At 61.5% G+C, this 18,749-nt stretch carries 16 protein-coding genes; 12 read left to right on the top strand and 4 right to left on the bottom strand.

Annotation, left to right across the window (positions count from 1 at the left end; translation table 11 throughout):
* Window positions 1-50 precede the first annotated feature (50 nt).
* A complete protein-coding gene (locus J1G37_RS12090) occupies window positions 51-1,541 on the top strand; it encodes a helix-turn-helix transcriptional regulator (RefSeq protein WP_207041936.1) in 1,491 nt (496 codons plus the stop codon).
* Window positions 1,542-1,650: 109 nt separating this feature from the next.
* Window positions 1,651-1,923 (top strand): DUF1652 domain-containing protein, encoded by a 273-nt coding sequence (locus J1G37_RS12085; protein WP_207041934.1) that lies wholly within the window; start codon window positions 1,651-1,653, stop codon window positions 1,921-1,923.
* On the opposite strand, the gene J1G37_RS12080 is transcribed toward J1G37_RS12085, so the two are convergent.
* The gene (locus J1G37_RS12080; RefSeq protein ID WP_207041932.1) at window positions 1,886-3,079 is read right to left on the bottom strand and encodes an MFS transporter; all 1,194 of its coding nucleotides are present in this window, start codon (window positions 3,077-3,079) and stop codon (window positions 1,886-1,888) included. The two genes, J1G37_RS12085 and J1G37_RS12080, sit on opposite strands and share 38 nt — an antisense overlap.
* 76 nt (window positions 3,080-3,155) lie before the next feature.
* A complete protein-coding gene (locus J1G37_RS12075; protein WP_207041930.1) occupies window positions 3,156-3,464 on the bottom strand; it encodes an RcnB family protein in 309 nt (102 codons plus the stop codon).
* A gap of 183 nt (window positions 3,465-3,647) precedes the next feature.
* On the opposite strand from J1G37_RS12075, the gene J1G37_RS12070 reads away from it, so the two are divergent.
* From J1G37_RS12070 to J1G37_RS12055, 4 genes are all read left to right on the top strand, one after another.
* A complete protein-coding gene (locus J1G37_RS12070; protein WP_207041928.1) occupies window positions 3,648-4,205 on the top strand; it encodes an XRE family transcriptional regulator in 558 nt (185 codons plus the stop codon).
* Window positions 4,206-4,216: 11 nt separating this feature from the next.
* Window positions 4,217-5,563 carry a glutamine synthetase family protein gene (locus J1G37_RS12065; protein WP_207041926.1) on the top strand — a complete coding sequence of 449 codons (1,347 nt, stop codon included), beginning with the start codon at window positions 4,217-4,219 and terminating at the stop codon, window positions 5,561-5,563.
* 20 nt (window positions 5,564-5,583) lie between these two features.
* Window positions 5,584-6,684, top strand: a complete 1,101-nt coding sequence (locus J1G37_RS12060; RefSeq protein WP_207041924.1) for a DNA alkylation repair protein — start codon at window positions 5,584-5,586, stop codon at window positions 6,682-6,684.
* Window positions 6,685-6,831: 147 nt separating this feature from the next.
* Window positions 6,832-8,691 (top strand): DUF3857 and transglutaminase domain-containing protein, encoded by a 1,860-nt coding sequence (locus J1G37_RS12055; RefSeq protein ID WP_207041922.1) that lies wholly within the window; start codon window positions 6,832-6,834, stop codon window positions 8,689-8,691.
* A 145-nt stretch (window positions 8,692-8,836) separates the two neighbouring features.
* Here J1G37_RS12055 and J1G37_RS12050 read toward each other — a convergent pair whose 3' ends face one another.
* Window positions 8,837-9,730, bottom strand: coding sequence for a LysR family transcriptional regulator (locus J1G37_RS12050; RefSeq protein ID WP_207041920.1), 894 nt, complete (start codon window positions 9,728-9,730; stop codon window positions 8,837-8,839).
* 130 nt (window positions 9,731-9,860) lie between these two features.
* On the opposite strand from J1G37_RS12050, the gene J1G37_RS12045 reads away from it, so the two are divergent.
* The 6 genes from J1G37_RS12045 to J1G37_RS12020 all read left to right on the top strand — a co-directional run bounded on the left by J1G37_RS12045 (window position 9,861) and on the right by J1G37_RS12020 (window position 17,740).
* Window positions 9,861-11,507, top strand: coding sequence for a GMC family oxidoreductase N-terminal domain-containing protein (locus tag J1G37_RS12045; RefSeq protein WP_207041918.1), 1,647 nt, complete (start codon window positions 9,861-9,863; stop codon window positions 11,505-11,507).
* Window positions 11,508-11,572: 65 nt separating this feature from the next.
* Window positions 11,573-13,195, top strand: coding sequence for an MFS transporter (locus tag J1G37_RS12040; protein ID WP_207041916.1), 1,623 nt, complete (start codon window positions 11,573-11,575; stop codon window positions 13,193-13,195).
* Window positions 13,196-13,418: 223 nt separating this feature from the next.
* Entirely contained in the window at window positions 13,419-15,359 is a 1,941-nt protein-coding gene (locus tag J1G37_RS12035) for a DNA topoisomerase III (protein WP_207041914.1), read from the top strand.
* Between the two features lie 133 nt (window positions 15,360-15,492).
* Complete coding sequence (locus J1G37_RS12030; protein WP_207041913.1) at window positions 15,493-15,933, top strand: CBS domain-containing protein; 441 nt, start codon at window positions 15,493-15,495, stop codon at window positions 15,931-15,933.
* Window positions 15,934-15,942: 9 nt separating this feature from the next.
* On the top strand, window positions 15,943-16,788 hold the full coding sequence (locus J1G37_RS12025; protein WP_207041912.1) for an NAD-dependent protein deacetylase: 846 nt from the start codon (window positions 15,943-15,945) through the stop codon (window positions 16,786-16,788).
* A 622-nt stretch (window positions 16,789-17,410) separates the two neighbouring features.
* Entirely contained in the window at window positions 17,411-17,740 is a 330-nt protein-coding gene (locus J1G37_RS12020; protein ID WP_017736562.1) for a hypothetical protein, read from the top strand.
* 64 nt (window positions 17,741-17,804) lie between these two features.
* Here the strand turns inward: J1G37_RS12020 and J1G37_RS12015 are convergent, their stop codons facing one another.
* The gene (locus J1G37_RS12015; RefSeq protein ID WP_207041911.1) at window positions 17,805-18,707 is read right to left on the bottom strand and encodes a LysR family transcriptional regulator; all 903 of its coding nucleotides are present in this window, start codon (window positions 18,705-18,707) and stop codon (window positions 17,805-17,807) included.
* Window positions 18,708-18,749 lie beyond the last annotated feature (42 nt).

Genomic DNA, 18,749 nt, shown 5'->3' with positions numbered 1-18,749 from the left:
TCCTGAAGCCCGGATGTCGTAAGTTCCATGCGCCCATCCCCGGAGACCCCATGACCCAGGCCGTTCTTGCCAAAGAAACCAACCGCCGCCAGTTGCAGCAGATCATCTCCGGCCTGTCCGACGGGATCATCCTCGCCGAAGTCGACCAGACCATCCTTTGGGCCAACGAAGCGGCCCTGAGCATGCATGGCGTTGCCGACGTGATGGCGCTGGGCGCCAACACCCAGGAATACGCCGAGCGCTTCGCCCTGCGTTACCGCAACAACCACCCCGTGCTTCTGGAAAACTACCCCCTGGCCCGTGCGGCAGCGGGCGATGAATTCAGTGACGTGGTGGTGGAAGTCACGCCCACCGAGGATGCGCACAGGACCTGGGTCCACCGCTTGCGCAGCCTGGTGATCAGCGACTCACACGGTGCGCCGGAGTTGCTGGTGCTGATCCTCAGCGACGCCACCGAGTGGGCCAGCGCCGAGCAGCGCTTCGAGAAAACCTTTAATGCCAACCCGGCACCCGCCGTGATCTGCCGCCTGAGCGACCTGCGCTATATCAAGGTCAACCAGGGTTTCCTGGAGATGACCGGCTACAACCGCGACCAGGTGATCGGCAAATCCGTTTATGAACTGGACGTGCTGGAACAGGCCGAGCGCAAGGACCTGGCCATCCAGCGCCTGGGTGAAGGTGCAACCATCCCGCAAATGCAGGCCGAGCTGAAACTGCCCGAGGGCGGCAGCAAGCTGGTGATCGTCGCCGGCCAGCCGTTGGACATGAATGAGGAAGACTGCATGCTGTTTTCCTTCACCGACCTGGAGCCGCGCCGCAAGGCGGAAATCGCCCTGCGCCAGAGTGAAGAACGCTTCGCCAAGTCCTTCCGCCTCACCCCCGTCCCCACCCTGGTGTGCAGCGCCGACAATCGCCAGGTGGTGGACATCAACGAAGCCTTTATGAGCATCACCGGCTATATCAGTGAAGAGCTGATCGGCAAAGCCATCGAAGACATCGACTTTATCGACAGCCCCCAAGCGGGGGCGCAGTTGTTTGCCACCCTGGAAAAGTCCGGCAACCTCGACGGCCAGGACCTCAAGGTGCGCAAGAAAGGCAACGAGGTGATCGACTGCGTGGTCTCGGCCGACACCGTGATCATCGAGGACGTGCCCTGCTACCTGCTGGTGCTGATGAACATCACCGAGCGCAAACGCTCGGAGCTGGAGCTGGTGGCGGCCATCGAGGAAGTGATGCAGGACGCTTCCTGGTTCAGCCAGACACTGATCGAAAAGCTGGCCAATGCCAAAAGCGTCAACAGCCCCAACCTGCCGAACGTGGCCTTTACCGACCTGACCGCCCGTGAGCGGGATGTACTGGGCTTGATCTGCGAAGGCCTGGCCGACAAGGAGATCGCCTCGCGCCTGAAACTGGCGCCCAACACCGTGCGTAACCACGTGGCCACGGTGTACTCCAAGCTCGGTGTGCACAGCCGCAGCGCGGCCATCGTCTGGGCCCGTGAACGCGGGTTGTTTGCCGGCGAACTGCGGCTTAAAAAGTAGGCGTTTGAAGTGCAAATGCACTAGTACACCTAGTGCGAATTCGCCTTATGGCGCACACGGGCAATCAATAACCTTCAGGTGTCGAAGTTCATGCCCTGAAGGAACCCGCATGTTTACCCTCTCTCAACTGCGCAATTGCATCGAAGAAGGCCTGTCGCCGCTGACGTGTGAATTCACCCTGTGCCGGGACGCATCGCTGACCCTCAAGGTCTACGACCTGGATACCGGCCGGGTGGACCTGGTGGTCACCGGGATCAGCACCAACCGGCTGCAGACCCCGCAAGAAGTGGAAAAGATGGTGGAGGAGCTGCGCTATGAACTGCACAGCAACACCGTCGGCAAACTCACGCTGGACGACTGGCCTTCAGCGACGCCCCAATGAAATAGAACACCCCGCCGCCCACGATAAACGCCCCCAGCATGTAGAACATGTAGTGGGCCGGCAGGCTGGCCAGCACCAGGCCACACAACACCGGCCCCAGGGCCGCACCGAGGTTGGACAGGTTCTGTGCGCCGTAGTACATGCCGCGCAGGTGGTCCGGAGCGATGCGGTCGATAAACATGTACTCGGCCGGAAACACGATAATCTCCCCCACCGTAAACACCGCCATCGCCAGCACCCACCACAGCACGCTGGTGGACAGCGCAAAGCCGATCAACCCCAGCATGAACATGCTCAAGCCGAAGATCAGCCACTGGCTCAGGTGGCGATGGGAAATGCGTCGGCCGATCACATACTGCAAGGCAATCACCAGCACGGCGTTGGTAGTAAGGACGGCGCTGATGACGGTGTAGGTGTATTGCGCAGTGGTGGTAGTTACCAGATATTGCGACAGGTAGGCCGTGAACTGGCCGAACACTACCGCACTGAGCAGCCCGCCCAGGGTGAAGCACACCAGACGGTGATCCTTCAACAGCACGCGGCCAACGGCCACAAACGACACCGGCTTCTGCGTCGCATCCACCGTGGTCAGCGTGCGATCGCCCCAGCGCCAGTACAGCAGGAAAAACCCCGCGCCCAACAGCGCCGACAGGATAAACGGCAGGCTGATATCCAATTTGGCCACCACTGCCCCGAACGCCGGCCCTACTGCATAGCCAATGTTGGTCAAGGTGTACTTGATGGAAAACACTTCACTGCGCGCCTCTTCCGGCAACAGGCTGGCAAAGCCGGCCTTCACGGCGATATCGATGACCGCGTAAGCCAGGTTGATCAGGATCAGGCAGCTATAGAACGCCCAGATGTTCTGCGCGAACAGCGTACCGACAAAGCCCAGCACAAACAGCACACTCAGGCCGAGCAGCAGCCGGTAGCTATTGATGCGGTCGACAAGAAAACCGCCGTACACGCTGAGCAGTGAACCGACGATCAATGAACTGCCAATCACCAGGCCGACCTGGGTGATGTCCAGGGCGAAGTGGCTGGTCAGGTAAATCACAAGGTAGGGAAAGGTAATCGCCTTGGCCAATGTCAGCATCAACGTGGCGGACAGCAACAGGTTCACGGTGCGGGGGTAGTTTCTTATTGTGGCAAGCATCCTGCTCTCTTTTTTAAAGGTAACGCGGCCTCTACAGCCGGCTACCTTAACCCAGGAGCAGGGACAAAATGCAAGGTCATTTCTTCACGGGTGTGATCTCAAGAATGGTGCCGTTGGTGGTCTTGAGCAGCACGAATTTATCGCCCACCCGCGCCCACTGGCTGTCTTGTTCCGGCTGCTTGAGGCCGCGTTTTTTCCAATCGCTGACGGCCGATTCCTTGCGCATCAGAATGTCCGGCGCGCGATCGCCTTCTTTCAAGTCACGGGTGTTGATGTTGGAAGGCTGCACCGTTTCCTGGGGCGTATCACCGGCCTGCGCCACAAAGCTGGCGGTAGACAGGCTGGTGGCGAGCAACAGGCTGGCAACGAGGGATTTGGCTTTCATGGGTGCTCCTTCAATGAATGGGCGTACCCAGGTTCCGACCGCTGCGGCGCGGGATCATTCAATCAAGCCTCTGTGGCGAGGGAGCAAGCTCCCTCGCCACAGAGGACTCTACAATCGCAGAGGCCCATTGCCCACATGAAATAATTCATGTAGTTTTTCATGAAATTTCTCGACATAAATTTCATGACCCCACAAGAAGAACTCGCCACCCTCGCCGCCCTGATCCACGACCTGCGCAAGCACAAGAAGCTCACCCTCACCCAGCTCGCCCAGAAAATCGAGCGCTCGGTGGGTTTCCTGTCCCAGGTCGAACGCGGCCTGTCACGCCCGACCGTGGCGGACTTGACTGCCATCAGTCACGCCCTCGACGTGCCCACCACGTATTTCTACAGCCAGCCCAAGCCCAAGGCCGTGGACTGGATCACCCGCCCCAACGAACGGCGCACGGTGTATTACGCCAACGGCATCACCGACATCCTGGTCTCGCCGAGCATGAGCGGCGCCTTCTCGATGCTCGACAGCCTGCTCGCCCCCGGCGCCAACAGCGGTGAACAGACCATGAGCGACCGCGCCGAGCAGGCCGGTTTTGTGCTGGAGGGCGAATTGACGCTGTGGGTGGAGGGTGAAGCCGATTCAGTCACTCTCGGCCCCGGCGACAGCTTTCACCTGGCCAGTTTCGCCCACTGTCGCTACGCCAACCTGACCGACCTGCCCGCCCGCGTGTTGTGGGTTTACAACTAGGAGCTGCACCCGTGAAAAGCCATTCCTCCTCCTTGCTGGCCGAAGTACGGACCTTTCGCCAGAACCACCCCGACGTGCGTTACGTCGACCTGATCGCCCTGGACATTCCGGGGCATTTCTACGGCAAGCGTTACCCCATCGAGATGCTGGAAAAAGTCGCCGCCGGCAGCCCGCTCAAGCTGCCGCAGAACGCAGTGCTGCTAGGGGTTCAGGGTGGTTTGTTCAAGATTGGCGATTACTGCTTCAACGACGGCGACCCAGACGCCAACCGCCGCCTGGTGCCCGGCACACTCAAGCCGGTGAGCTGGGAATCGCAGCCGTTGGGGCAAATGCTGATCACCTCGGACGACACCGAAGCGCCCATCGAATTCGAACCCCGCGAAGTGCTGGCCAAGGTGCTGGAACGTTTGCACCACAAAGGCATTCACCCGGTGGTGGCGTTTGAGCTGGAGTTCTACCTGTTCGACAAGAAACTCGCCGACGGCCTGCCGCAATTCGCCCGCGACCCGCTGAGCGACGACGCCGACGACCAGCCCAACCTGCATATCGAACGCCTGTCGCGCTTCAGCGACGTGCTCGACGACATGGCGCAAACGGCCAAGGCCCAAGGCATCGACATCACGGTGATCACCGCCGAAATCGGCCCCGGTCAGTTCGAGATCAACTTTGGTCACTTGGACGACGGCCTGCGCGCCGCCGACTGGGCTGCCCTGTTCTGCCGCAGCACCCGTGGCGTGGCGCTGAAACACGGCTACCGCGCCAGCTTCATGGCCAAGCCCTACCTGCAATACCCCGGCAGCGGCATGCACGTGCATGTCAGCCTGTATGACGCGGCGGGCAACAACCTGCTGGCGGCGCACCAGCAGCAACCGCTGCGCCATGCCGTGGCCGGTTGCCTGGAGTTGCTGCCGCACTGCATGCCGATCTTCTCGCCCAACCACAACGCCTTCCGCCGCCTGGGTGGCACGGTCAACGCCGCGACCCGCGCCAGCTGGGGCTTTGAAGACCGCGACGCCTGCGTGCGCATCCCCGAATCCGACCCGCGCAACCTGCGCATCGAACACCGCCTGGCCAGCGCCGACGCCAACCCGTATCTGGTGCTGGCAGCAATCCTTGTTGGCCTGGAACACGGCCTTGAAGCCAAGCGCGAACCCATCGCCCCGTTGAACGACGACCGCAGCAGCGGCACCGATTTCCCCGTGGAAATGCTCGATGCGGTGCGCGCCATGCAGCATCAAGCGGTATTGCGCGATAAGCTGGGCGCCGAATTTGTCGACGTGTACTGCGAAAACAAACGCCAGGATCACTTGGCGTTCCAGCAAGAGATTCACGCCAGGGAATACCGCTGGTTTCTCTAAATCACCCCATGGAATCACCGATGACTGACCAAAGCGCCCCGGCCCTGAAAGAAATCTTCAACGTCGAACGCCTGCAACACATCGCCAGCGAAATGAGCGCGGTGTACCCGGCGTTCGACGCCAAGGGCTTTCTCAAGCACGCCCAGGCCGGGCTGGCCGAGTTGTCGGTGCTGCAGCGCATGGCGCGGGTCAGCGAGAGCCTGCACGCGGTAGTCCCGCTGGATTACCCACAAACCCTGGAACGGCTGTATGCCTTGGCACCGCGCCTGAACAGCAGCTTTGTCAGCCTGTTCCTGCCGCACTACGTGGCGAGCTACGGGTTGGATGACTTCGAACGCTCCATGGCCGCGCTCAAATTTTTCACCACCTTTGGTTCCGCCGAATTCGCTATCCGCCCCTTTCTGCTGCGCGACCTCCCGCGCACCCTGGCGGTGCTGCAAACCTGGTCGCTGGACGCCAACGACCATGTGCGCCGCCTGGCCAGCGAAGGCTCACGACCGCGCCTGCCCTGGTCCTTTCGCCTGGCTGAAGTGCAGGCCAATCCCGAGCTGTGCGCATCGATCCTCGACAACCTCAAGGCCGACCCCAGCCTGTACGTGCGCAAGTCGGTGGCCAACCACCTCAACGACATCACCAAGGACCACCCGGACTGGGTCCTCACGCTGATCGAAGGCTGGTCACTGGACAACCCCCACACCGCCTGGATCGCCCGCCACGCCCTGCGCAGCCTGATCAAGCAAGGCAACACCCGCGCGCTGACGATCATGGGTGCCGGGGCCAAGGCCGAGGTGAAGATTCATCAGTTGAGCGTGACACCCGCGGTGATCAACCTGGGGGAGCGGATCAGCTTGTCGTTCAACCTGGAATCCACCGCCGACACCGCGCAGAAGCTGGTGGTGGACTACGCCATCGACTACGTGAAAAGCGCGGGGCACAGTGCGAAAAAGGTGTTCAAGCTCAAGGCGTTTACCCTGGGCGCGGGTGAACAGCAGAGCATTCGGCGCGAGCAACATATTCGTGAGCTGACCACGCGCAAGCACTATCCCGGCAAACATGCAGTGCACGTATTGGTCAATGGCGAGAAGCTCGCCAGCGCCGAGTTCGAACTGCTAAAACCCTGACATAAATCAAACAAAAGGCTCTATCTCGGGCCTTACAGCCAGATAGATTGTCGAACAATCCTGGCTTTCTCCGTTGCGACCCATTATCATCCGGCGCCTTCTCGCTACCTGTCAGGTAGCTGTTTCAATGTGTCACCCGAGGCGCCCATGTACCGTTTTGCGTTTTACCGTCCCTTGCTTGCCATCAGTCTGGGGCTCGCTGCTCCTACCGTTTTCGCCGCGCTGCAACCCTTGGCCGAAGCCCCGCTGGCCAGCGACACCGAGCTGCATTGCCACTTCAACCGTGATGCCAGCACTGACTGCACCACCACCTACCACTACACCATCCTCAAGCCCAACGGCCGTGAGATGCTCTCGCGCATCGACTTCGACTACGCCGAAGGCGACACCTTTGAAGTGATCGCTGCGCAATCCACCCAGCCCGGCGCCAAGCCGGTTGCGCTTGCGGCCACGCAGATCGACACGCGCACCGCGCCCAACCCGGACCAGGGTTTCAGCCGCGACAAGCAGACGTCCCTGGCCTTTCCCAACCTGCGCGTCGGCACGCAGATCCGCTACACCGTGCGCGAGCACCGCCCCGCCAAGCCGCTGATGACGCAGTTTCACTACGCCCTCAAGTTCGGCCCCAGCGCGGCCCGTCGCGACCGCTTCAAGGCGCGGTTTACCGCCGAGCGGCCGATCCAGTGGCGCAGCGAGCTGTTCGATGGCTTCAAGGTGACGCCATCGGCCAATGGCAAGACCCTGGACGTGGTGCAAAAAGCCCCGACCTTTCTCAATTACATAAACGAATCATCCAACGCCGCGCTACTGCGCATCCCGCGTATCGAAGTGGGCAGCGCCATGGAGCAACAGGCGTACTTCGGTGATTTCGCCCAGCGCTACAACCAGATCCTCGGTGCCCGCCTGCCGCCACACAGTGCGGCCGCCGTCGCCGCCGCACGCGACTTGGCGCCCGCCGAACGGGTCGGGGCGCTGATGCAACACCTCAACGATCACTACCGTTATCTCGGCGATTGGCGTGCCACCGAGCGCGGCTATGTACCGTTCAACCTGGCGGAAATCGAGCAGCATGGGTATGGCGACTGCAAGGATCTGGCGATCCTGCTGACCGCCATGCTCAAGGCCAGCGGCATCCCCGCCGAAACCGCCTGGGTCAGCCGTGGCGATGTGGTGGAATCGTTGTTGATCCCCGGCACCAACGCGCCCAACCACGCCATCGTGCGCGCCGAAGTGGACGGCCAGGTCTGGTGGCTGGACCCGACCAACCCGGTCTTTGCCCCGGGCCAGACCATGCCCGACATCCAAGACCGCTGGGTGCTGGTCAACGACGCCCAGGGTCAGGTGCGCACAGAACATATCCCGCTGGAACGCCCCGAAACCAGCCTGCGCCTGGACAAACAGGTGCACTACGACCAGCAAGGCAACGCCGCGATCCAGGCCACCCTCACCTTCAGCCGCCTGCCGCTGATGCAACTGAGCGTCGCCGACCGCCAGCAAGGCAGCACCGCCACCGACCAGAACATTTGCGCCAACTTCGGCCATGAAATCAGCGACTGCCACGTCACCCGCGCAGCCACCGGTTTTGTCGTACACGACGGGTATAGCGTCAACGCAACCATGAACGACCAGCGCGCGCTGGAGAAACTGGCGGATGGCTACGTCTACACCGATGAGTCGCTCAAAGGCCGCTGGGATGCCTTCGTCTACTACCGCCGCCAAGGGCAGCAGGCCGACCTGGACCAGGGCAACCCGGAAACCAATGACTACACCATCACCCTGCGCGGTGGGCAGATGGAAAAAACCATCCCCGGCTGCCAGGTGCGCTCACCGTGGTACGACCTGGACCTTGAAGGCCAGCGCGAAGACGGCGCACTGCGCTATCACTATCGCCTGACCCAGAAGATGCGCTGGCTGACCCATGATGAAATGGTCAGCGCGGCGTTTGGAAAGATGGTCGACGAGGCACGGGCCTGTGCGGAGCAGGTGCATCAGGTCATCAAACTCTGAAGACCTCCTGACACAACCCTATTCCTGTGGGAGCTGGCTTGCCTGCGATGGCATCACCTCGGTTTGCCTGATACACCGAGGTGCCTGCATCGCAGGCAAGCCAGCTCCCACAAAAACTGCTCCCACAGGTTTAATCCGGTTTCGGTCAGTTGGATTCGCCGAGCAGCAACGCCTGTTCCCGGGCGCACAACTCCACCACGTAATCCCACAACACCCGCAACCGCACCGATTTGTGCAACTCCCGCCGCGAGCTGATCCAGTAGCTGCGCATGATCCCCTCCCCCGGCAGCAACGCCACCAACTCAGGGTCGGCCGAGGCCATGAAACACGGCAACACGGCAATCCCCAAGCCCGAACGCGCCGCCTGGTGCTGGGCGATCACGCTGGTGCTGTGGAACACCACCTTGGGGTTGCGGCAGAAGCTGCTGAGGAATTTCAGTTCCTGGCTGAACAACAGGTCGTCCACATAATCGATCCACGCGTGCGCTGCGAGATCCTCGCGCTTTTCAATCGGCGGGTGGCGGTCCAGGTAGGCGCGGCTGGCGTACAGCGCAAGGCGATAGTCGGTGAGTTTGCGTGTAACCAGTTGATCGACGCTGGGGCGCTCCAGGTGGATGCTGATCTCGGCTTCGCGGTTGAGGATGCTGACGAAGCGCGGCACCGCCACCAGTTCCACTTCCAGGCCTGGGTAGCGATCAAACAAGCCACCCATGCGGCCGGCGAGGAACATCACACCCAGGCCTTCGGCGACGCCCAGGCGAATCTTGCCCAATGGCGCGGCCGAATGGGTGAGTTCGTCTTCAGCCAGCAGCGCGACGTTTTCCATGGCCTCGGCGTGCTTGAGCAGCGCTTCGCCGGCGGGCGTCAGCTCGTAGCCCTGGGCGTACTGCACAAACAGCGCGGTGCCGAGGCTTTTCTCGATGGCCTCGATATGCCGGGCGACGGTGGCGTGGGTGGTTTTCAGGCGTTGCGCGGCCGTGAGCAGGCGGCCGCTGCGCTGCAATTCCAGAAAGTAGCGCAGGTCATTCCAGTCGAACATGTCGCCTCCATCTCCATAGGCCCGGGCCGCACTGTTTAAAAACGCACAGCAGCTGGGTAAAAACTAACATTTTTAAGACGAAAACTAACAACTAGGATGAGGGCAATAAGAAAAACAAGCGAGACCCCAGATGCCCACTGCAACTGCTGAATACGATTACATCGTCGTAGGCGCCGGCCCCGCAGGCTGCCTGCTGGCCAATCGACTGTCCGCCAACCCCGCCCACCGCGTGCTGCTGCTCGAAGCCGGTGGCCGCGACAATTACCCCTGGATCCACATCCCCGTCGGCTACCTGTACTGCATCGGCAACCCGCGCACCGACTGGTGCTTCAAGACCGAAGCGCAGGAAGGCCTGCAAGGCCGTGCGCTGAGCTATCCACGGGGCAAGGTGCTGGGTGGCTGCTCGTCCATCAACGGCATGATCTACATGCGCGGCCAGGCCCAGGACTACGACGGCTGGGCGGCGGCCGGCAACCCGGGCTGGGCGTGGGACGATGTGTTGCCGCTGTTCAAACAGAGCGAAAACCATTTTGCCGGTGGCTCGCAATTTCACAGCAATGGCGGCGAGTGGCGCGTCGAGCAACAGCGCCTGCACTGGCCGATCCTCGACGCGTTCCGCGATGCGGCCGCGCAAAGCGGTATTGCCAACATCAACGATTTCAACACCGGTGACAACGAAGGCTGCGGCTACTTCCAGGTCAACCAGAAGGCCGGCGTGCGCTGGAACGCGGCCAAGGCTTTTCTCAAGCCGATCCGCCAGCGGCCCAACCTCACCGTGCTGACCGAAGTGGAAGTGGACCGCGTGCTCCTGGAAAACGGCCGCGCCGCTCAAGTCGTCGGCCGTCAGTTGGGCCAGTCGCTGAGCTGGAAGGCACGCAAGGAAATCGTGCTGTGCGCCGGTTCAGTCGGCTCGCCAGGCATTTTGCAACGCTCGGGGATTGGCCCCTCCAGCGTGCTCAAACCGTTGGGCATCGAGGTCGTGCGTGAACTGCCGGGCGTCGGCGGCAACCTGCAGGACCACCTGCAATTGCGCCTGATCTACAAACTGGAAAACGCCCGCACCCTGAACCAGATCGCCGGTTCCGTGTGGGGCAAGCTGGGCATGGGCCTGCAGTACCTGTACGACCGCAGCGGCCCGCTGTCGATGGCGCCCAGCCAACTCGGCGCGTTTGCCCGCTCGGGCCCGGAACAGACCTCGGCCAACCTCGAATACCATGTGCAGCCGCTGTCCCTGGAGCGCTTTGGCGAGCCGCTGCATGCGTTCCCGGCATTTACCGCGTCGGTCTGCGACCTGCGCCCGCAAAGCCGTGGCCGCGTGGATGTCCGCTCGGCCAACCCGGCGGATGCGCCGCTGATCCGGCCCAATTACCTCAGCCATCCCGAAGATTTGCGCGTGGCCGCCGATGCGATCCGCCTGACGCGCCGCATCGTTGCCGCACCCGCACTGCGCGCATTCAAGCCGGTGGAATACCTGCCCGGCGATTCGCTGCAAACCGAAGACGAACTGCACGAAGCTGCCGCGCGTATCGGCACGACGATCTTCCATCCGGTGGGCACCTGCCGCATGGGCAGCGATGCCGATGCGGTGGTCGACGCCCAACTGCGCGTGCATGGCGTGCCCGGCCTGCGCATCGCCGACGCCTCGATCATGCCGCGCATCACCTCCGGCAACACCTGCTCACCCACGCTGATGATCGCGGAAAAAGCCGCGCAGCTCATTCTTTCGCCGAACACAAGGAGCCTCACCCCGCACAGAGAAACGGTTCATGCAATCTGAATAGCGGCGCCACACCTGGCGCCGACAGTGGAACAACAATAAATAATCACTGTGAGGGCTACCCGATGTCAGAACATGCTCAACCCCTGGGTTCGGTCATAGACGCGAGCACCAACAACGACTCAAAGAAAGTCATCTTCGCCTCGTCCCTGGGGACGGTGTTCGAGTGGTATGACTTTTTCCTCTACGGCGCGCTGGCGGCGGTGATCAGCAAGCAGTTCTTTGCCGGGGTCAACGACACCACGGCGTTTATCTTTGCCTTGATGGCCTTTGCGGCCGGCTTTGTGGTGCGGCCCTTCGGTGCGCTGGTGTTCGGCCGCCTGGGTGACATGATCGGGCGCAAGTACACCTTCCTGGTGACCATCATCCTCATGGGCGTGGCGACGTTTTGCGTGGGGCTGTTGCCGACCTACGCCAGCATCGGCATTGCCGCGCCGATCATCCTTATCGTGTTGCGCATGCTCCAGGGCCTGGCGCTGGGGGGCGAATACGGCGGCGCGGCGACCTATGTGGCCGAGCATGCGCCGGCGGGCAAGCGTGGTTTTCATACCAGCTGGATTCAATCCACCGCGACCATCGGCCTGCTGCTGTCGTTGCTGGTGGTGCTGGCCTGCCGCTACTTCACCGGCGACCAGTTCGAAGTATGGGGCTGGCGCATTCCGTTCCTGTTCTCCATCGTGCTGCTGGGCATTTCCACCTGGATCCGCATGAGCCTGCACGAGTCGCCGGCCTTCTTGAAAATGAAAGAGGAAGGCAAGGCAAGCAAGGCGCCGATCAGTGAGTCGTTCGGCAACTGGGACAACCTCAAGGTGGTGCTGATCGCGCTGTTCAGCATCAACGGCGGGCAAGCGGTGACCTTTTACGCGGCGCAGTTCTATGTGCTGTTCTTCCTCACCCAGTTCCTCAAGATGGACCCGGCCCTGGCCAACATGCTGCTGATCATCAGTGTGGTGATTGGCGCGCCGTTCTTTATCTTCTTTGGCTGGCTGTCGGACAAGGTCGGGCGCAAGCCGGTGCTGATGCTCGGCCTGCTGCTGGCCACCGTGCTGTACTTCCCGATCTTCAAAAGCCTGGCGCACTACACCAACCCAGCGATGGACCAGGCCAGCCAACAGGCGCCGATCACCGTGCTGGCCGACCCGGCCACCTGCACCTTCCAGTTCGACCCGGTGGGCAAGGCGAAATTTGACAGCCCATGCGACAAGGTCAAGACCTTCCTGGTCAAGCAGGGCCTGCCCTACAGCAGCGCCGCCGCCCCAGCGGGCAGCCCGGTGCAGGTAAGCGTGGGTGAAGTGCGAATCGACGGCTTTGATGAAGCGGCCCTGCGCGGTGCCGTGACCCTGGCCGGCTACCCGAGTTCGGCGGATGTGGCCCAGGTCAACAAAACCATGGTGGTGGTGCTGATCGTCGCGCTGATCCTGATCGCGGCCATGTGCTACGGCCCGCTGGCGGCGTTGATGGTGGAACTGTTCCCGACGCGTATCCGCTACACCTCGATGTCCCTGCCCTACCACATCGGCAACGGCTGGTTTGGCGGGTTCCTGCCGACGGTGTCGTTTGCGCTGGTGGTGTACACCGGGGATATTTTCTATGGCCTGTGGTACCCGGTGGTCGTAACCGGGGTGAGCCTGGTGGTGGGGATGATCTGCCTGAAGGAAACCCGGCACGTGGATATCGACAATAACTGATCTTCCATCCCCTGAAGATCCCCTGTGGGAGCGGGCTTGCTCGCGAAAGCGGTGGACCAGTCAACCATGTATTGGCTGACACACCGCCTTCGCGAGCAAGCCCGCTCCCACATTTGCTTCGTAGCGTCCACACAAATTGCTGTACATCCATACAGATAATGATTGATCAATGCCGGTTTACTGAGCATCCTGCACAGCATCAACCCGATCTGATGTGATACCCATGCGGCTGTACCTCTGTGAAAAACCCTCCCAGGCCAAGGACATCGCGGCCGTGCTCGGCGCCAGTCGCCGCGGCGACGGCTGCTGGCTGGGCAATGGGGTCACAGTCACCTGGTGCATCGGCCACCTGCTGGAAACCGCCCCGCCCGACGCCTACGACGCCAAGTACAAACGCTGGGTGCTGGCCGACCTGCCGATCGTCCCGGAAAAATGGAAGATGCAGGTCAAGCCCAAGACCGCCAGCCAGTTCAAGGCGGTCAAGCGACTACTGGGGGAAGCCCAGGAACTGGTGATCGCCACCGACGCCGACCGCGAAGGCGAGATGATCGCCCGTGAGTTGGTGGAGCACTGCCGCTATCGCGGGCCGATCCAGCGCTTGTGGCTGTCGGCGCTGGACGATGCGTCCATTCGCAAGGCCCTGGCTGCACTCAAGCCCGGCGCCGAAACCTTCAGCCTGTATCACTCGGCCCTCGGCCGTTCCCGCGCCGACTGGCTGATCGGGATGAACATGAGCCGCTTGTTCACCTTGCTCGGGCGCCAATCCGGGTATCAAGGCGTGCTGCCCGTGGGCCGCGTGCAAACCCCGACCCTGCGCCTGGTGGTGGACCGCGACCGCAGCATCGCCGATTTCGTCCCGGTGGCGTACTGGGCCATCGACGTCGACTTACAGCATCAGCACATGACCTTCACCGCGCAATGGCGCGCAGCCGAGGATGCCTGTGATGACCAGGGCCGCTGTCTCAACCCGCAACTGGCGCGGGACGCGGCCGATGCGATGCGCAACGCGGCCAATGCGCGCCTGGTCAAGCTGCGCACCGAACGCATGCGCGAGGTGGCACCCCTGCCCTTCGACCTTGGCACCCTGCAGGAAATCTGCTCCAAGAAGCTCGGCCTCGGCGCCCAGGAAACCCTCGACATCGCCCAGTCGCTGTACGAAACCCACAAGGCCATCACCTATCCACGCAGCGACTGCGGCTACCTGCCGGTCAGCCAGCACAGCGACGCGCCGAAGATTCTCGCCGCGCTGGGCCGGGCCGATGCGGCCGTAAATGAACTGATGCCCCATCTCGACCCACAACGCCGCTCGCGAGCGTGGAACGACGCCAAGGTCAGCGCCCACCACGGCATCATCCCCACCGGCGCGGGCAAGGACGCCGGGCAACTCACCGGCAAACACCGCGCGGTGTACACCTTGATTCGCGCGCGTTACCTGGCGCAGTTCCTGCCCAACCATGAATACGATCGCACCCAGGCGGATTTCGACTGTGCCGGGCACGCGTTGCGCGCGGTGGGCAAGGTGGTGATCGAACCCGGCTGGAAACGCGCCCTGCCCGAAGCCCTGGCGCCGGCCAAGGGCCGCGAAGCCCCTGCACCGCAAGCGTTGCCCACGCTGGTGCAAGGCCAGGAGTATGCGGTGGCCAAGGTCAACCTCAAGGACCTGTGGACCCAACCGCCCAAGCCCTTTACCGAGGGCGACCTGATCAAGGCGATGAAGAACGTCGCCAAACTGGTGGAAGACCCACTGCTCAAGCAAAAGCTCAAGGACACCACGGGCATTGGCACCGAAGCCACCCGCGCCGGGATTATCCAGGGCCTGCTGGACCGTGGTTACCTGGTGAAAAACGGCAAGGCCCTGTCGGCGACGCCTGCGGCATTCAGCCTGATCGACGCTGTGCCCCGCGCCATTGCCGACCCAGGCACCACCGCGATCTGGGAGCAAGCCCTGGACATGGTGCAAAGCGGCGAGATGAGCCTGGAAGAGTTCGTCGCCAAGCAGGCGGCCTGGATGAGCAAGCAGGTGGCGCGCTGCAATGGCCTGCGCATGACCATCACCGGCCCGCCAGGCCAAGGCGCCACGCCGTGGAAAAAGAAGCGCAAGAGCGCCCCACGCAAGGCGACCGCCAGCCCCCGGCGCGGCAAAAAACCGGCGAATGCCGGGTAAAACCGAAAAAAAGTCCGGCGAATGACGTTTTTCGACGGGTTTCACGCCGCTTTGGACCTTGCCCTCGCGTGGGCCGTCTAGGATTCTGTAGGGGACCCGCTGACTTCCTAACAACAACACCGGAGTGGCCGCCATGAAAACCGTTGCACAAGTGCTCAAAGCCAAGGACCAGAAGAATCAGGAAGTCCATGTCATCAAACACGACCACACCGTGTTTGAAGCGCTGGTCCGCATGTCGGAGAAAAACGTCGGGGCCTTGCCGGTCGTCCAGGATGGCGTAGTGGTAGGCATCATCAGCGAACGTGACTATGCGCGCAAAATCATGCTCAAGGGGCTGTCGTCGGTCACCACGAAGGTCCACGAGGTAATGAGCTCTCCAGTGATCACCGTCGACACCCACAAAAAAGTCGACGAGTGCATGAACATCATGACCGACAGTCACCTGCGCCACCTGCCCGTCGTAGAAGATGGTCAACTGCTGGGCCTGCTGTCCATTGGCGACCTGGTGAAAGAAGCCATCGCCGACCAGGCAGACCTGATCAAGCAACTGGAGCAATACATCCGCGGCGAATAGGGGAAACCCATGCTCGACAGCCTGGAACATCAGGAAGACCATCTCGACATCCTGCACCGGGCCATGGCCGAACGGCGCTTCCTGGTGCTGACCGGCGCCGGGATCAGCACGTCTTCGGGGATTCCCGATTATCGCGACAGCGAAGGCGTGCGCCGGGGCAAGGCGCCAATGATGTACCAGGAATTCCTCGCCACCGCGCAGGCACGCCGCCGTTATTGGGCGCGGGCGATGCTGGGTTGGCCGAGGGTGCGCATCGCCCAGCCGAACCCCGCCCATCGGGCCCTCGCGACCCTGCAACAACGCCAGCGCATCAGCGGTCTGATCACCCAAAATGTCGACACCCTGCATGACCAGGCCGGCAGCCATGACGTGATTGAGCTGCACGGCAGCCTGCACCGGGTGCTGTGCCTGGACTGCCAGCAGCGCAGCCCGCGCGATGTGATCCAACAGCGGATGGAACACGAGAATCCCTACCTGGCCGGGGTCGATGCTGTGCAAGCGCCCGATGGCGATACGCTGCTGGATCCGGCCTTTGAAGAACGCTGCCAGATCCCCTACTGCCCCCATTGCAACGGTCAACGCTTGAAACCGGATGTGGTGTTCTTCGGCGAGAACGTCGCCCAGGCTACGGCCGCCAAGGCCATGGTGGCGGTGGAACAGGCCGAGGGGTTGCTGGTGGTCGGCTCATCCTTGATGGCTTACTCAGCGTTTCGCCTGTGCAAGGCGATGGTGGAACAAGGCAAGCCGGTGATCGCGATCAACCTGGGCAAGACGCGGGGGGATGAGTTGTTGCAAGTGAAGATCGAGGCATCGTGCGAACGGTTGTTGCCGTTGCTTGCTGAGCGTCTGAGATAGCAACAACACCACCAGTCTCAAAGATGGGCAGGGCTTGTGTGGGAGCTGGCTTGCCTGCGATAGCGGTGTTTCAGCTGCAGAAGTATCAACTGACTGACCGCTATCGCGGGCAAGCCCGCTCCCACAGGGGTTTTGTGTCGCATGGAGCATCCCGGCCCCAAGACCAACCACGCCAAAAAATGACGCCCAAGTCACAATTCCACGCATCCCCCCGCCCCCACGGCGATTTATGTAGTGACCAAAAATAATCACTACATAACCGTTGACGTAACCTTTTTGTCCTTGCATTATCGAGACGTCTCCCGGATCGGGAGCGTTGGTAACAAGCGTTTTGAAAGAGCTCGTCTGACCGCCGAGCTGTTTTTTCCGGATGTGCACTGCCCACAAGGCAGATTGATGAAGCTGACCGGCCCGCAAGGATCGGTACAAGGAGCTCAAACGCTGCTTGTCTTCGTTATGAAACCATTGCGTAGCAGTTCATCAGCAAGACTACATGCATCAGGTTCAAGACCCTGCCCGTATTCGGCAGACCGTCACTGACGCCCGGTTTTCGCAACCGGAGACAACTAAGCAGTTTTAACGAATCAATTGATAGATCGCCAACTGGTCAAGGGGCTTACACATGAATCTGAACAACCAACCAACTATCGACGAATTGGCTGAGATGTTCGCAGCGCAGAAAGACACTCTCGACGACCATATCCTGTGGATTGGCAAATCGGGCGAAGTGCAACTTGACTGCCTGGCGCCCAATACCCAAGAAGCCGAATTTGACCGCAATAACCGTGAACTGGCAGCGCGCCTGAAGGTGTACCGCCGTGGCCAGGGTTATGTTGGCAAGAAGGCTGCGGCTGATCGCAACTTTATCGAGCAAGTATTCGACACACTTAACAATGCCTGGGCAGCCGTCAAGGACAGCTCGCAAGTTAAAGTGATTGATCGCTACTACTAGACAGTCACTTGTGCACTACTTGTGGGAGCTGGCTTGCCAGCTCCCACACTTGTTTGTGGTGTATTCAGAAAGTCGGAAAACGCCCCTTCGCCGCCTCATCCCGAAAAATATCAAACAGCACTTGTGCCGCCGCCGAGAGTTCATGCCCAGGTTTGGTCAGCACGCCTATCGGTCGCTCGATCACCGGATCGCATAATGTAATGCAATGGGCACCCGCCTCTTCCATCTGCCGCGCGCATAACGCGGGCACGGCGCTGACACCCAAACCGCTCGCCACCATCTTGCCCACCGTCGCCAGTTGATGGCTTTCCAGCGCCACCGGCAGCTTCATCTGCAGCGCGCCCAGATGCTCCTCCAGCATCACGCGCACGGTCGAAGGCCGTTGCAAGGTGATGAAGGGATGTTCCAGCAGGGTTTTCCAATCGACTTGACTGCATTGCGCCAGCGGCGAATCGCCCGGCACCACGGCAATGAAACGGTCCAGATACAGCGGCGTAAACGCCAGCGAAGAACCTTCAGAGGGCTCGAACGCCACGCCCAGCTCCACCTGGCGGTCGCGCACCATCTCCAGCACCTGCTCGTTGATCAAGTCATGCACGGTCACATTCACCTGAGGGTAACGCGCACGGAATATCTTCAGGATCGGCGGCAGCAGGTTGCCGGCAAACGAGGGCATCGCCGCCACCGTCACGCGCCCGCGCTGCAAGGTGAAGCGCTGGCGCAGCTCGTCTTCGGCGTTGTCCCAATCGGCAATCAACCGGCGCGCCAAGGGCAACAGGGATTCACCTTCGGGCGTGAGCGCGACGTTACGCGTATTGCGACTGAACAGGCGCCCGCCCAAGCCTTCTTCCAGGCCCTTGATAGTCAAGCTGAGGGCCGATTGGGAGAGGTGCAGACGCTCACAGGCGGCAGCAAAACTCAGGCTCTGGGCCACGGCGAGAAAGGCGCGCATCTGTTTAACTGTCATGAGGCTGCTCCGGGCGACTGTTCAACTATGCTGTTTTTTAAA

It is taken from the genome of Pseudomonas sp. Marseille-Q1929 (genome assembly GCF_017316265.1).
GTDB lineage: Bacteria > Pseudomonadota > Gammaproteobacteria > Pseudomonadales > Pseudomonadaceae > Aquipseudomonas.
This window is presented reverse-complemented; position numbering and strand designations above follow the sequence as displayed.

Bases quoted from the DNA above. Each gene is read 5' to 3' on its own strand.
- J1G37_RS12090 (WP_207041936.1), top strand. From the start codon at position 51: ATGACCCAGGCCGTTCTTGCCAAAGAAACCAACCGCCGCCAGTTGCAG.
- J1G37_RS12050 (WP_207041920.1), bottom strand. From the start codon at position 9,730: ATGTTCGACTGGAATGACCTGCGCTACTTTCTGGAATTGCAGCGCAGC.
- J1G37_RS12015 (WP_207041911.1), bottom strand. From the start codon at position 18,707: ATGACAGTTAAACAGATGCGCGCCTTTCTCGCCGTGGCCCAGAGCCTG.
- J1G37_RS12075 (WP_207041930.1), bottom strand. From the start codon at position 3,464: ATGAAAGCCAAATCCCTCGTTGCCAGCCTGTTGCTCGCCACCAGCCTG.
- J1G37_RS12085 (WP_207041934.1), top strand. From the start codon at position 1,651: ATGTTTACCCTCTCTCAACTGCGCAATTGCATCGAAGAAGGCCTGTCG.
- J1G37_RS12080 (WP_207041932.1), bottom strand. From the start codon at position 3,079: ATGCTTGCCACAATAAGAAACTACCCCCGCACCGTGAACCTGTTGCTG.
- J1G37_RS12040 (WP_207041916.1), top strand. From the start codon at position 11,573: ATGTCAGAACATGCTCAACCCCTGGGTTCGGTCATAGACGCGAGCACC.
- J1G37_RS12030 (WP_207041913.1), top strand. From the start codon at position 15,493: ATGAAAACCGTTGCACAAGTGCTCAAAGCCAAGGACCAGAAGAATCAG.
- J1G37_RS12060 (WP_207041924.1), top strand. From the start codon at position 5,584: ATGACTGACCAAAGCGCCCCGGCCCTGAAAGAAATCTTCAACGTCGAA.
- J1G37_RS12035 (WP_207041914.1), top strand. From the start codon at position 13,419: ATGCGGCTGTACCTCTGTGAAAAACCCTCCCAGGCCAAGGACATCGCG.
- J1G37_RS12020 (WP_017736562.1), top strand. From the start codon at position 17,411: ATGAATCTGAACAACCAACCAACTATCGACGAATTGGCTGAGATGTTC.
- J1G37_RS12055 (WP_207041922.1), top strand. From the start codon at position 6,832: ATGTACCGTTTTGCGTTTTACCGTCCCTTGCTTGCCATCAGTCTGGGG.
- J1G37_RS12070 (WP_207041928.1), top strand. From the start codon at position 3,648: ATGACCCCACAAGAAGAACTCGCCACCCTCGCCGCCCTGATCCACGAC.
- J1G37_RS12045 (WP_207041918.1), top strand. From the start codon at position 9,861: ATGCCCACTGCAACTGCTGAATACGATTACATCGTCGTAGGCGCCGGC.
- J1G37_RS12025 (WP_207041912.1), top strand. From the start codon at position 15,943: ATGCTCGACAGCCTGGAACATCAGGAAGACCATCTCGACATCCTGCAC.